This is a genomic window from Maritalea mobilis (assembly GCF_019800885.1).
GTDB lineage: Bacteria > Pseudomonadota > Alphaproteobacteria > Rhodobacterales > Rhodobacteraceae > Roseibacterium > Roseibacterium beibuensis.
Genome location: NZ_JAHVKE010000002.1, coordinates 803,698 through 816,560, shown reverse-complemented (window position 1 = coordinate 816,560; position 12,863 = coordinate 803,698). Strand labels below are relative to the sequence as shown.

The 12,863-nt window shown below is 66.4% G+C and carries 14 protein-coding genes; 8 read left to right on the top strand and 6 right to left on the bottom strand.

The genetic code is table 11. The features are described from left to right. Positions 1-6: 6 nt before the first annotated feature. The 3 genes from KUV65_RS12945 to KUV65_RS12935 are packed head-to-tail and all read right to left on the bottom strand — an operon-like array spanning position 7 to position 2,336. Entirely contained in the window at positions 7-912 is a 906-nt protein-coding gene (locus KUV65_RS12945; RefSeq protein WP_222191099.1) for a DMT family transporter, read from the bottom strand. Further along, entirely contained in the window at positions 909-1,721 is an 813-nt protein-coding gene (locus tag KUV65_RS12940) for a TIGR00282 family metallophosphoesterase (RefSeq protein WP_222191098.1), read from the bottom strand. Before KUV65_RS12940 ends, KUV65_RS12945 begins: the two co-directional genes overlap by 4 nt. A 51-nt stretch (positions 1,722-1,772) precedes the next feature. Further along, positions 1,773-2,336, bottom strand: a complete 564-nt coding sequence (locus KUV65_RS12935) for a 5-formyltetrahydrofolate cyclo-ligase (RefSeq protein WP_222191097.1) — start codon at positions 2,334-2,336, stop codon at positions 1,773-1,775. Between the two features lie 120 nt (positions 2,337-2,456). On the opposite strand from KUV65_RS12935, the gene KUV65_RS12930 reads away from it, so the two are divergent. The 5 genes from KUV65_RS12930 (at position 2,457) to KUV65_RS12910 (ending at position 5,880) form a co-directional block, all read left to right on the top strand. Continuing rightward, the gene (locus tag KUV65_RS12930) at positions 2,457-3,071 is read left to right on the top strand and encodes a VOC family protein (protein WP_222191096.1); all 615 of its coding nucleotides are present in this window, start codon (positions 2,457-2,459) and stop codon (positions 3,069-3,071) included. Then, on the top strand, positions 3,068-3,541 hold the full coding sequence (locus KUV65_RS12925; protein WP_222191095.1) for a GNAT family N-acetyltransferase: 474 nt from the start codon (positions 3,068-3,070) through the stop codon (positions 3,539-3,541). The genes KUV65_RS12930 and KUV65_RS12925 overlap by 4 nt, the downstream gene beginning before the upstream one ends. 201 nt (positions 3,542-3,742) lie before the next feature. Continuing rightward, entirely contained in the window at positions 3,743-4,450 is a 708-nt protein-coding gene (locus tag KUV65_RS12920) for a molecular chaperone DjiA (protein ID WP_222191094.1), read from the top strand. Position 4,451: 1 nt separating this feature from the next. Further along, on the top strand, positions 4,452-5,489 hold the full coding sequence (locus tag KUV65_RS12915) for an endonuclease/exonuclease/phosphatase family protein (protein WP_222191093.1): 1,038 nt from the start codon (positions 4,452-4,454) through the stop codon (positions 5,487-5,489). Between the two features lie 28 nt (positions 5,490-5,517). Further along, entirely contained in the window at positions 5,518-5,880 is a 363-nt protein-coding gene (locus KUV65_RS12910; RefSeq protein WP_222191092.1) for a hypothetical protein, read from the top strand. Positions 5,881-6,017: 137 nt separating this feature from the next. Here the strand turns inward: KUV65_RS12910 and KUV65_RS12905 are convergent, their stop codons facing one another. Further along, complete coding sequence (locus KUV65_RS12905) at positions 6,018-6,776, bottom strand: enoyl-CoA hydratase/isomerase family protein (protein ID WP_222191091.1); 759 nt, start codon at positions 6,774-6,776, stop codon at positions 6,018-6,020. Beyond that, complete coding sequence (locus tag KUV65_RS18215) at positions 6,773-8,065, bottom strand: phenylacetate--CoA ligase family protein (protein ID WP_222191090.1); 1,293 nt, start codon at positions 8,063-8,065, stop codon at positions 6,773-6,775. Before KUV65_RS18215 ends, KUV65_RS12905 begins: the two co-directional genes overlap by 4 nt. A 173-nt stretch (positions 8,066-8,238) precedes the next feature. Between KUV65_RS18215 and KUV65_RS12895 the strand changes: the two genes are divergently transcribed. Then, a complete protein-coding gene (locus tag KUV65_RS12895; RefSeq protein WP_222191089.1) occupies positions 8,239-10,065 on the top strand; it encodes a M3 family oligoendopeptidase in 1,827 nt (608 codons plus the stop codon). 51 nt (positions 10,066-10,116) lie between these two features. On the opposite strand, the gene KUV65_RS12890 is transcribed toward KUV65_RS12895, so the two are convergent. Further along, on the bottom strand, positions 10,117-11,013 hold the full coding sequence (locus tag KUV65_RS12890; RefSeq protein ID WP_222191088.1) for a hydrogen peroxide-inducible genes activator: 897 nt from the start codon (positions 11,011-11,013) through the stop codon (positions 10,117-10,119). Between the two features lie 109 nt (positions 11,014-11,122). Between KUV65_RS12890 and KUV65_RS12885 the strand changes: the two genes are divergently transcribed. Next, on the top strand, positions 11,123-11,767 hold the full coding sequence (locus tag KUV65_RS12885; protein WP_222191087.1) for a peroxiredoxin: 645 nt from the start codon (positions 11,123-11,125) through the stop codon (positions 11,765-11,767). A 104-nt stretch (positions 11,768-11,871) separates the two neighbouring features. After that, positions 11,872-12,744 carry an MBL fold metallo-hydrolase gene (locus tag KUV65_RS12880; RefSeq protein WP_222191086.1) on the top strand — a complete coding sequence of 291 codons (873 nt, stop codon included), beginning with the start codon at positions 11,872-11,874 and terminating at the stop codon, positions 12,742-12,744. The last annotated feature ends 119 nt before the right edge of the window (positions 12,745-12,863 follow it).

Genomic DNA, 12,863 nt, shown 5'->3' with positions numbered 1-12,863 from the left:
TCGGTGTCAGGCGGGGGTGACGGCTGGCTCGGCCCGGCGCGGCTGCACGAGGAACAGGCCCAGCATCATCAACCCGAGCGCCGCCCAGACCCAGGGCGAATAGGTCTCGCCCAGGATGAGCTTGGCCCAGAGGATGCCGAACCCTGTCACGAGGTAGCTGACCTGCGCGGCAAAGACCGCGCCGGCGCGCCGTACAAGCCAGACATAGCCTGCATAGGCGATCGCGTGCGCCGTGGAAGAGCCGACGATGGCCAGATCCGGCGCGCCATAGGGCGGCAGGGGCGAGATCCATTGCCCCGTCATCACCGCCAGCGGCGCGGCAAGGATCAGTCCCACCAACGAGGCACCCAGAAGCACCTGCACCGGGTCCAGCCCTTCGGTGCCGTAGCGGGCGACGAAATTCCCCTCGACCGCGTAGAAGGCGGGCGCGACCAGGGCCAGAGGCAGCCACCACACCATCGCGGGGTCCGGCAAGCTCGCCTCGGGCAGGCCGATCAGGAGGATGGCGGCGAAGCCAAGCAGCAGGCCCATCAGGCGCAGGGCCGAGAAACGGTCCATCCCAAGCGCCAGCGCGATGGGAAAGGACACCATCGGCACGGTCGAAAGCACGATCGACAGGATCCCCGAGGGCAGATGGATCGCCGCCGTGTAACTGGCCGAGTTGGGCAGCAGCGTCCCGATCAGGGCAATGACCGTGTAGAACGCAAGATGGCGCGCTCCCATCGGCAGGCGGCCGCTGCGCAGCCCATTAATGGGCAGCAGGATCAGCGCCCCGAGGGCGAATTGCCAGAAGATGATGCCGAAATGCCTGTAGCCTTCGGAGACAGCGATCTTGGCGAAGGGCTGGGTGATGCCCCAGGCGGCGCCGATCCCGACCAAGAGCGCGATCAGGATCAGGCGGTCACGGTTCAAGGGGTTGCCTCTTGCAGGCGCCCGCCAACGCGGATGGGCGCAACGCGGCTGGCCTTGCCGGTCCGGTCGTCGGTCTCGACATAGACGCCGGACAGGGTGGCAGGCTCACCGGCCGGGGTGAAGCGGCCCTTGGGCATCCCGGTGATGAACCGGCGCAGCGGCTCGTCCTTTTCCATCCCGATGACCGAGTTGTAGTCGCCGCACATCCCGGCATCGGACTGGTAAGCGGTGCCGCCGGGCAGGATCATCGTGTCCGAGGTCGGCACATGGGTGTGGGTGCCGACGACGAGGCTGGCGCGCCCGTCGCAGAAATGGCCCGTGGCCATCTTCTCGCTGGTCGCCTCGGCGTGGATGTCGACGATCACCGCATTGGCCTGCCCGCCGAGCGGATAGGTCCTGAGCGCGGCGTCGAGCGCCGAGAACGGATCGTCGAAGGGCCGTTTCATGAAGACCTGCCCCAGCGCCTGCGCCACCACCACGCGGCGGCCGCCCGGCGCCTCGAAGATCCGGATCCCCTTGCCCGGCGCCTGCTTGGCGAAATTGATCGGGCGCAGGATGCGCGGCTCGCTTTCGATGACCTGCATCATCTCGCGCTGGTCGAAGGCATGGTCACCAAGCGTGATGCAATCCGCCCCGGCCTCGAGGATCGCCTTGGCATGCGCGCCTGACAGGCCCGCGCCGTTGGTCGCGTTCTCCGCATTGACCACGACGAAATCCAGCCGCCAGTCGGCCTTGATGCGGGGGAGATGTTCGGTGATCGCCGTGCGGCCGGCCCGGCCCATCACGTCGCCTAGGAAAAGCAGTTTCATACCATCCGATTATGCCGCAAGGGCGCGCGCGGCAAGGGGGGCGTGACCGGGCTAGGGCCGAATGACGCCCCGCTCTGTCACGATGGCGTCAAGCGGCTGGTCCGTGGGCTCGACCGGCAGATCCGGCAGTTCCTGCGCGGCATAGGCAAAGCCGATCGCCCGGACCGGCCCCGCAGTGCGCAAACGTGAAAGTGTGCGGTCGTAGAACCCTCCGCCATAGCCCAGGCGGTTCAACGCGGCGTCGAACCCCACGAGCGGGACGATCAGCAGATCCGGCACCAGCCAGTCGCCCGTGTCCGGGACCATTGCGCCAAACGGCCCCTCGACCAGCGCACAGCCCGGCGTCCACGCGCGGAAATCAAGCGGCTTGCCCTTGCCCGCGATCACCGGCACGCAAACCCGGGCCCCGGCCTCGTGCAGCGTCGCCATGGCGGGAAGCGGGTCGATCTCGGTGCGAATCGGCATGTAGCCAGACACGGTCCGCCCGGCGGCCTCGCCGATCTCGGATAGCAGGTGGCGGCTTGCGCGTACGACGGCATCCCCCGCCGCCGCATGGGCAGTTTTGCGCGCGGCATAGGCCAGCTTGCGCAACCGGGCTTTGGGGTCGTCGTTCATGGCGGCAGATTTCTTGGTTCCGCGCCGGATCGCAACAGGCGACGCGACCCAAGTGCGGGCTTTTCCGACACGCGCCCGCGCGCTACGCCTTGCCGCGACAGGTATCATGAAGGGGCGGCCATGCTGACACTCGACCATATCGCGATCTCGACCGAGGCGCTGGAAACCGGCGCGGCCGAGGTGGAAGAGAAACTGGGCGTCCCGCTCGCCCCCGGTGGGCAACATGCCGCGATGGGGACATGGAACCGCCTCTTGTCGCTTGGACCCGAGGAATATCTCGAACTGATCGCCATCGAACCCGGCGCGCCCGCCCCCGCGCAGCCGCGCTGGTTCGACCTCGACAATTTCGCGGGCGTGACGCGTACCAGCACTTGGATCTGCCGCTGCGACGACCTCGACGCCGCGCTTGCCGCGGCCCCCGAGGGCACGGGCGTGCCGTGGAGCCTTGAACGGGCCGATTTGCGTTGGCGCATGGCGATCCCGACAACCGGGCTGCTGCCCTTTTCCGGGCTGTTTCCGGCGCTGATCGAATGGAGCGGCCCGGCCCACCCCGCGCCGCGGCTGGAAGACCGCTCGGTGCGCCTGACCGGGCTGCGCCTGATCTCGCCCGATGCGGACGGGTTGTCGGCGGCCCTTGCGCCGATGATCTCGGACGACCGGATCAAGGTCGTGCCCGGAGAGGTGCCGCGCATGGAAGCCGTCCTGGCGACGCCAAGCGGCGAGATCACGCTGTGATCCGCCCGGCGCGCCCCGAGGATGCGACGGCCATCGCCGAGATCTGGAACGCGATCATCCGCGACACCGTCATCACCTTCACGACTGCCGAGAAGGAGCCCGAGGCCCTGGCCAGGATGATGGCTGACGGGACACCCTTCTTCGTCGCCGAGCACGACGGCGCGGTCGCGGGATTTGCCACGGCGGGCCAGTTTCGCGGCGGGCCCGGCTACGCCCATACCTGGGAGCATTCCATCCATGTCGCCGAGGGGGCCCGCGGGCGTGGACTTGGGCGCGCCTTGATGACGGCGGTCGAGGGGGCCTTGCGCGCCATGGACGTGCATTCGGTCTTTGCCGGCGTGTCTGGCGAGAATGCAGAGGGCATCGCCTTTCATGCAGCGCTTGGCTACCGCGAGGTCGCACGCCTGGCCGAGGTGGGGCGCAAGTTCGACCGGTGGCACGATCTTGTGCTGATGCAGAAATACCTCTGAGGATTTGCGCCGGCTTTGCCGTCGCCCGGGGAAGCGGGGCAAGGGGCATCGAGCCCCTTGCCGCGCTGTCGCGCGTTCCGCGCGTTTGCATATTTGAGGGATAAAGATGGGGCGGGGGCGGGATGCGCCTCAGCCGGTCGTGAGGCCCATGCGGTGACAATTCCCCTGCCCCTCGCCGGACGCTTGCGTTAGAAAACCCCCATGTCGCTTTGGTCCCGCATCACGGACGCGCTGGCCGCCCTGACGAAGGGCGAGGGATTGTCGGCTGTCTTCGACAAGCTGCGCACCCCGCCCGAGCGCAGTGTCGCCTTCACCATCGCGGTGATCGCGCTGTCTGCGAAGATGGCCAAGGCCGACGGGCTTGTCACCCGTGACGAGGTGGCCGCCTTTCGGCAGGTCTTTCACATCGCCGCCGAAGATGAACGCGCCGCCGCCCGGGTTTTCAACATGGCGCGCGAGGACGTCGCCGGGTTCGAGGAGTACGCCGCCCGGATCGCGCGCATGTTCCGCTCGGACGATCAGCCCTGCGGGCAGGATTCGGTGCTGTGCGACTTGATGGAGGGGCTGTTCTTCATCGCGACCGCCGATGGCGAGTATCACCCCGGCGAAGATGCCTTCCTCGCCCGCGTCGCCGAGATCTTCGGCATGGAGGACGGGGCCTTTCGCCGGATGCGCGCCCGGCATGTTCCCGATGCGCCGCCGGATCCCTACACGGTGCTCGGGGTGGCGCCGGATACCCCGCTCGAGGAGATCCAGGCGATCTGGCGGGCCGAGGTGCGTGCGACCCATCCCGACCGGATGCTGGCGCGCGGCGTCCCGGAAGAGGCGGTGAGACTCGCCGAGGCGCGGCTTGCCGCGGTCAACATCGCGTGGGAGGCGATCCAATCCGAGCGGAACGGGGCCGCCTGATATGCGGGTCGCCACCTACAATGTCGAGTGGTTCCACGCGCTCTTCGCGGATGACGGCACGCTGCTGAACGACGACCGTTGGTCCGCCCGGCAGGACGTGACGCGCGAGGACCAGATCGCGGCGCTCGCACATATCTACCGCGCCATGGATGCCGACGCCATCATGGTGATCGAAGCCCCCGACACCTCGCGCCACCGCGACGGCACGGTCGCGCTCGAGACCTTCGCCGCGCATGCCGGGATCCGGGCGCGCAAGGCGCTGATCGGCTTTGCCAATCACACGCAGCAAGAGCTGATGCTGCTTTATGATCCTGATGTCATGGCGGCGCGCCACGACCCGCGCGGCAATGCCACGAGCAAGCGCGGGGATCCGGACGCACCGCGGTTCGACGGGGCGTTCCGCATCGACCTTGATATCGACGCGACCGAGGATGTGGTCACCTTCTCCAAGCCGCCGCTGGAACTGGCGTTGGACACCGCGCTTGGACCGATGCGCATGATCGGATGCCACGTCAAATCCAAGGCCCCGCATGGCGCCAGCACACCCGACGAGGTGATGCGCATCGCCATCGCCAACCGCCGCAAGCAACTGGCGCAATGCATCTGGCTGCGTCAGCGCATCGACGGGCATCTGGATGCAGGAGAGCCCCTGATCGTGCTGGGCGATCTCAATGACGGCCCGGGCCTCGACGAGTACGAAAAACTCTTCGGGCGGTCCGGGGTCGAGATCGTGATGGGCAAGGATCTGCCCCCCGATCGCCGCCTCTACGATCCCCATGCCGCCCGCGCCCTGCAAAGCCGCATCGCCGCCCAGGCCACCAGCGCACGCTTTTTTCTCGCCGAGGAGGGGCACTACCTCTCCGCGCTTCTCGACTACATCATGGTCTCGCCCGATCTGCGCCCGCGCGCCCGAAGCTGGCGCATCTGGCATCCGTTCGAAGACCCCGGCTGCTGGCATGATGTGCACCTGCGCGAGGCGCTGTTGACCGCCTCCGACCATTTCCCGGTGACGCTCGACCTGAACAGCGCGCCTTCCTGAGACGGGTCTCAGCCCCTATATTGGACCCATGACGCGATCCCGCCTTATCCCTCTCGCCGTCGCCGCGCTTCTGGCCGCGGCCCCCGCGCATGCCCAGGATGACGATGGCGACATGTCCGAAGGCCTCGGCCTGCTTCGCGAAGGCTCGCGCATGATCCTCGAGAACCTGCTCGACGAGATGCGCCCCATGCTGGAAGAGGCCCGGCCGTTCTTCGAAGACGAGATGCTGCCCTTCCTTCAGGAACTCGGCCGCCAGATCGACGATCTGACCGCCTACGAACTGCCCGAGCGGCTGCCAAACGGCGACATCATCATTCGCCGCTCACCCGACGCACCGCCCATCGAGGAAGACCTGCCCGAGGTCGGCGAGGACGGCGAGGTCGAACTTTAACCCGCACCCTTTGGGCCAGTGCATCCCGCCCCCATCTTTATCCTTCAAATATGCACGGCGCGGAACGCGCCCGCGCCGAAAGGGGCTCAAGGCCCCTTGAGGCGCAGACAGAGCGACGCCGAAGGCGGCGCAACCCCTCAGAAATCCCGGACCCGCCGGGTCGTTTCCGGGTCAAGAAACCCGGCGACCGTCGCCTCGATTTCCAGGTCCATCGCGCGGGTCAGGTCGGGCAGGCCCGCCATGTTCAGCACCCGCTTCATCGACCGCACGGCCAGGGGCGGCAGCTCCGCAAGGCGCTCGGCCACGGCGATCGCCTCGGCCATCAACGCGTCATCCGGCACAACGCGCCAGGCCACGCCCATCTCGGCCAGCTCCGCCGCACCGTAGCGCTCGCCAAAAAACAGCATCTCGCGCGCCTTGGTCATCCCGACCAGGGTGGGCAGGATCGCCGTCACCGCGCCTGTGACAAATACGTTCAGCGACACTTCGGGAAAGAACCCGCGCGCGCTTTCCGCCCAGATCGGGAAATCGCAGTTAATCGCCCATTCGAACCCGCCCCCCACGGCCCAGCCATTGATCGCGCCGACCACCGGCGCCTCGCCCTGCACCAGCGCGACCGTGCAGCGCTGGATCGCCTCAACGAGGTCGCGCGCTTCGGCTTCGCTTTCCGGATGCACATGGTCCTTCCGGTCGTCGCCGGCACAAAACGCCTTGCCCGCCCCGGTCAGCAGGATCACGCGGCAGGCCTCTTCGGCATTGGCGTCATCGACCGCGCGGGCGAGGTCGTCGATCAATTGGCGGTTCATCGCGTTCAGCCGCTCGGGCCGGTTCAGGGTGATGATTCGCACCGCGCCGCGACGCTCGCTCAGGACCGTGTCATAGGTGAAATCGCTCATCCATACCCCCGTATCACGCGCTTCGTCTTGCCCTCGGTCCGCGGCAGCGTACCATGGGGGAGCAGCACCACCTCGGCCGTGGCCCCCAGCCGCGCCTTGATCTCGCGCGCCAAGGCCTCGGCCAATCCGTCGGTCTGCGCGCCCTCGGCCAGCTCGGCCTCTATGGGCAGGCGGTCATAGGGCGGCGGGGTGTCGAGCCGGATACGGTACTCTCCCGACAACTCGACGAAGGAGTTGACCACGGCGGCCACCATCGAGGGGAACATGTTCAACCCCCGCACCACCACCATGTCATCCGAGCGCCCCGCCACGCGGAACCGGAAACCGGTCACACCGCAGGCGCAGGGCTCGGTCGCGACGATTTCCAGGATGTCGCCGGTACGGAACCGCACCAGGGGCTGGCAATCGCGGATCAGGTGGGTCAGCACCAATTCCCCCCGCTGGCCCGGCGCGATGGGGACCACGTCGCCGCTGTCGGGGTCGATCAGCTCGGGGTGCATCACGTCCATACCCATGAAATGCAGCGCCGTGTCATGCGGGCATTCGGCGGCGAAATTGCAGAATACGTCCGACACGCCGTAATTGGCGTTGCGCGCCTGCATGCCCCAGGTCTCCATCATCCGTGCGCGAAAGGCGGGGTCATCCACCCCGGGCTCCCCCCCGAACAAGCCCAGTTTCAGGCCGAGGTCGCGCGGATGGGTGCCGGGAAAGCGCTCGGCGATGACCCGTTCCAGAACCGCCGGGTAGGACGGCGTACAGGAGATCGCGTCGATCCCCACCTCGCGGATCGTGCGCACCAGCAGGTCCGTTTCTCCAACGCCGAAGGGCACGACGAGCGCGCCTGTCTCCTCCAGCGTCATGTGATCCGACAGCCCGCCCATCCACATGCGGTAGTTCAGGCAATGCACGACCCGGTGCGTGGGTCCAAGCCCCGCCGAGGCCTGGCATCGCCCGCCGACCGCCGCCGTGATCCGCGCATCGCGGGCTGACAGCGCAAGGTTCATGGCCTGCCCCGTCGTCCCACTGGTCCGATGCAGCCGCACCGCGTCCGTGACCGGCGCGGCGAGGTAATTGCCGAAGGGCGGATGCGCCGCCTGTGCCACGCGCAGTTGCGACTTGTCCGACAGCGGCAGGTCCGGCAGGTCCTCCAACCGCTCGGGCGGCGCTTGGTCCAGCCACAAGGTCCGATAGAAAACCGAGTTCTCGGCGACATGCACCCTCTGCGCCGCCCAGGCCGTTGCCCGGTGGTCGGCCAGATCCTCGGCACTGGCCCGCTCGGCCCCGGTCACGCACTCCATCCCCGCACCCCGCTGTCATCCCGCACGATGATCGGACCAGCGCGGCGGCCCTGCGTCAAGCGCGGGCATCGCGGCTTTCTGCCCCTTTCGCCTTGAGACGGGCGGACACGGGGCGCATATCTTGCCTCAACGCAGATGAAACAACGACAGCCGAGGTTTCCCAGATGAACTTGCCCTTCCCCGCCGCCCTGCCCCGCGACGCCGCAACCGAGGCCGGGGGCGTGCCGCTTGGCGACCTGCCGGAATGGAACCTCGACGATCTTTATACCGCGCAGGACGCCCCCGAGTTGAAGCGCGACCTTGACTGGCTGGAAGAGGCCTGTGCCAGTTTCGCCGCCGATTACGAGGGCAAACTGGCCGATCTGGACGCCACCGCCCTCCTGGACTGCGTGCTGCGCTACGAGAAGATCGACCTGATCGCGGGGCGCATCATGTCCTATGCCGGCCTGCGCTATTACCAGCACACGACCGACGCCGAGCGCGCCAAGTTCATGTCCGACATGCAGGACAAGATCACGACCTTCACCACGCCGCTGGTGTTCTTCAGCCTGGAATTCAACCGCATCCCGGATGAGCGTTACGACGCGCTGATGGCCGAGAACGCGGACCTCGCCCGCTACAAGCCCGTCTTCGACCGGATGCGGGCGATGAAGCCCTACCAGCTGTCGGACGAGTTGGAGAAATTCCTGCACGACCAGTCGGTGGTCGGCTCGTCGGCGTGGAACAAGCTGTTCGATGAAACCATCGCGGGGCTGAGCTTCGAGGTCGATGGCGAAACCCTTGGCATCGAGGCCACGCTGAACCTGCTGACCGAACAGGACCGCACCAAGCGCGAGGCCGGCGCCCGCGCGCTGGCCGAGACGTTCCAGTCCCGCCTGCCGCTCTTTGCCCGCGTGCACAACACGCTGGCCAAGGAAAAGGAGATCGAGGATCGCTGGCGCGGCTTGCCGACCCCGCAGATGGGCCGTCACCTCGCCAACCATGTCGAGCCCGAGGTGGTCGAGGCCCTGCGCAACGCGGTCGTCAACGCCTACCCGCGCCTGAGCCATCGCTATTACAAGCTGAAAGCCAAGTGGCTGGGCCTCGACACGCTGCAAGTCTGGGACCGCAACGCGCCGCTGCCGATGGAAGAAACCCGCATCGTCGGCTGGGACGAGGCGCGCAAACTGGTCTCCGACGCCTATGCCGGGTTCGACCCGCGCATGGCAGAATTGGCCGAGCCGTTCTTTACCGATGGCTGGATCGACGCCGCCGTGAAAGAGGGCAAGGCGCCGGGCGCCTTCGCGCATCCCACCGTCGTGGACGTGCACCCTTACGTGATGCTCAACTACCTCGGCAAACCGCGCGACGTGATGACGCTCGCGCATGAGTTGGGCCATGGCGTGCACCAGCGCCTTGCCGCCGGTCAGGGCGAATTGCTGTCCTCCACCCCCCTGACCCTGGCCGAAACGGCGAGCGTCTTTGGCGAGATGCTCACCTTCCGCAAGATGCTGGCCGAGGCCAGGGACGACCAGCAGAAGAAGGTGATGCTGGCGGGCAAGGTCGAGGACATGATCAATACGGTCGTCCGCCAGATCGCCTTCTACGATTTCGAATGCAAACTGCACGACGCGCGCCGCGGCGGGGAACTGACCCCCGACGATATCAACGCGCTCTGGATGAGCGTGCAGGCCGAAAGCCTCGGGCCGGTCTTCGAGTTCATGGAGGGCTACGAGACCTTCTGGGCCTATATCCCGCACTTCGTGCATTCGCCCTTCTACGTCTACGCCTATGCCTTCGGCGATGGCCTCGTGAACGCGCTCTATGCCGTCTACGAAGAAGGCACGCCCGGCTTCGAGGAAAAGTATTTCGAGATGCTCAAGGCGGGCGGGTCCAAGCACCACAAGGAATTGCTGGCGCCCTTCGGTCTCGATGCCTCCGACCCCGCGTTCTGGGACAAGGGTCTGAGCATGATCGAGGGCTTCATCGACGAGTTGGAAGCGATGGAGTGACGGGTTCTCACCATCCCGACTGCAAATGGCCGCCCTTGGGCGGCCATTTCTTTAGGTGCTTTGCGCCATCGTGTCCCGAGTTCGGATCAAAACGTCACCGATCCGGCGGAAGACCTCGGACCGTGCGCTTGTCTTTCGCCACGCCAGCACGACCTGCCGCGGGCAGGCCTCGGGCAAGGGCGTCAGGGCCACCGCGCCGCCTGACGCGACCCCAGCGTCCACGGCGAGGTTCGGCAACAGCGTGATCCCCAACCCTTCGGACACCATGGCGATCAGGGTGGTCAGGCTGGTGGCGGAAAAGCTTTCGTCCTGTTCCAGATGGCGGTCGGGAAAGGCCTGAAGCGCGTGGCGTTGCAGGCAGTGGCCCTTTTCCAGGAGCATGACCTGCCCGCCCTCCTGTAGCGCCGCAGGGCCGTTCACGGCCATCGGACCGGGCGGCGTCGCCAGTTGGTAACCGTCCTCGAACAGTGGCATGTGATCCAGCGACCCGATTTCGAAAGGCAAGGCGATCAGGATCACGTCGAGCCGCCCCTCGCTCAGCCCGGCGATCAGGCTTTCGGTGATCTCTTCGCGCAGGTAGATCTTGAGCCTCGGAAAGGCCGCGCGCAAAGCGGGCAGAGCGGGCGGGATCAGGTAGGGACCGATCGTCGGAATCGCCCCAAGCCGCAACTCTCCCTCGTCCGGCCGCAGATGCGCCTCGGCCAGCTTGTCGATCTCCTCGGCCTCCAGCAGCAGGCGTCGCCCGCGCGCCACGACCTCCTCGCCCAAAGGGGTCAGCATCACGCTGCGCCGCGTGCGTTCGACCAATTGCACGCCAAGACGCTCCTCCATCTCCTTGATGCCTGCACTCAGCGTCGGCTGGGTCACGAAACAGGCCTCGGCCGCGCGCGAGAAATTCAACTGGTCGGCCACGGCAACCAGGAAACGGAGGTGGCGGAGGGTCACCATTAGTTATTGCCTTTCTCGATATCTGAAAGCTTTTTAATTGATTTCACCAAAGTTGCGCCACCCCTTATCTCTTCCTCATCGAAACACACCAACCCCATCGGAGACAGAGATGACTGACCAGATCCAGCCCACCGGCCCCCGCCTGAACGAAACCGCCCCGGCCTTTGACGCGCCCACCACCCACGGTCAGAAGACCCTCGAAGACTACCGGGGCAAGTGGCTGATCCTGTTCTCGCACCCGGCCGATTTCACGCCCGTCTGCACCACCGAGTTCATCGCCTTCGCCAAGAAACAGGATGAGTTCAACGCGCTGAACACCGAGCTTTTGGGCCTGTCGATCGACAGCCACTACAGCCACATCGCGTGGATGCTGAACATCAAGGAAAAATTCGGCGTCGAGATCCGCTTCCCGATCATCGCCGACCTCAACATGGCGGTGGCGCAGGCCTATGGCATGATCCAGCCCGGCGCCTCCGACACGGCGGCTGTCCGCGCGACCTTCATCATCGACCCCGAGGGCGTTCTGCGCGCCATGGTCTACTACCCGATGAACGCGGGCCGCTCGGTCGATGAGATCCACCGCCTGCTGGTCGCCCTGCAAACGGCGGACGCGAACGCCTGCGCCATGCCCGAAAACTGGAAGCCGGGCGACGAGGTGATCGTGCCGACGCCGAAAACCCCGGAAGAGGCCGCCGCCCGCGCCGGCGAAGGCTACAACACGGTCGATTGGTATTTCTCGACCCGCGCCCTCTGACCCGGCCTCACGCAAGCTCACGACCGCGTGAGCGGGCCGACCTTCTCGGCCCGCTCCGCATTGACCCTGCAAAAGATTGACCGCGACAAGGAAAGGGACATCCCATGACCAACCCGATCGTCAAAGCCTTCTGGGACGAACCGACCGGAAGCTGGCAATACGTCTTTCACGACCCCGAAACGATGAAGGGCGCAATCGTGGACCCGGTTCTGGATTACGACGCCAACGCCGGCGCCACCTACACGAAGAACGCGCAAGCGATCCTCGACTATGTCCGCGACACGGGCATCAAGGTCGAATGGATCCTCGACACCCACCCCCATGCCGACCATTTCTCGGCCGGGCCCTGGCTGAAGGAACAGCTGGGCGCCCCGACGGCCATCGGCGAAAAGGTCGTGGGCGTTCAGAAACTGTGGCAGGTCATCTACAACCTGCCCGAGGATTTCCCGACCGACGGCTCGCAATGGGATCATCTCTGGGCCGATGGCGACACGTTCAAGGTCGGCACTATCGATGTCCGCGTGATCTTTTCACCGGGCCACACGCTTGCCTCGGTCACCTATGTCGCGGGCGACGCGGCCTTCGTGCATGACACGCTGATGATGCCCGACAGCGGCACCTCGCGCGCCGACTTCCCGGGCGGGTCGTCCAGGGACCTTTACGAGACGATCCAGAAGATCTTGTCCCTGCCCGACGAAACCCGCGTGTTCATTGGCCATGACTACGCCCCCAAGGGCCGCGAGGCGCAATGCGAGGCAACCGTGGGCCAGCACAAGGCGATGAACATCCACCTGCGCAATGCCCCGTCCGAGGCCGAGTATCGCGAGGTGCGCGATGCCCGCGATGCCACCCTGCCGCTGCCCAAGCTGATGCTGGCCGCGCTTCAGGTGAATGTCCGGGGCGGGCGCTTGCCTGAACCCGAGGGGAACGGGCGCTCCTACCTCAAGGTGCCTATGAACTATTTCGAGCCGCGCTGAGACGCGGATCATCGGCCCGAATGTCGATGAGGCCAAACCCGATGCCTCACCGTTCGCCTGGTCGATGCCGCGTTGCCCCCGAAACAAGAAATGGCCGCCGAAAGGCGGCCATTTTCGAT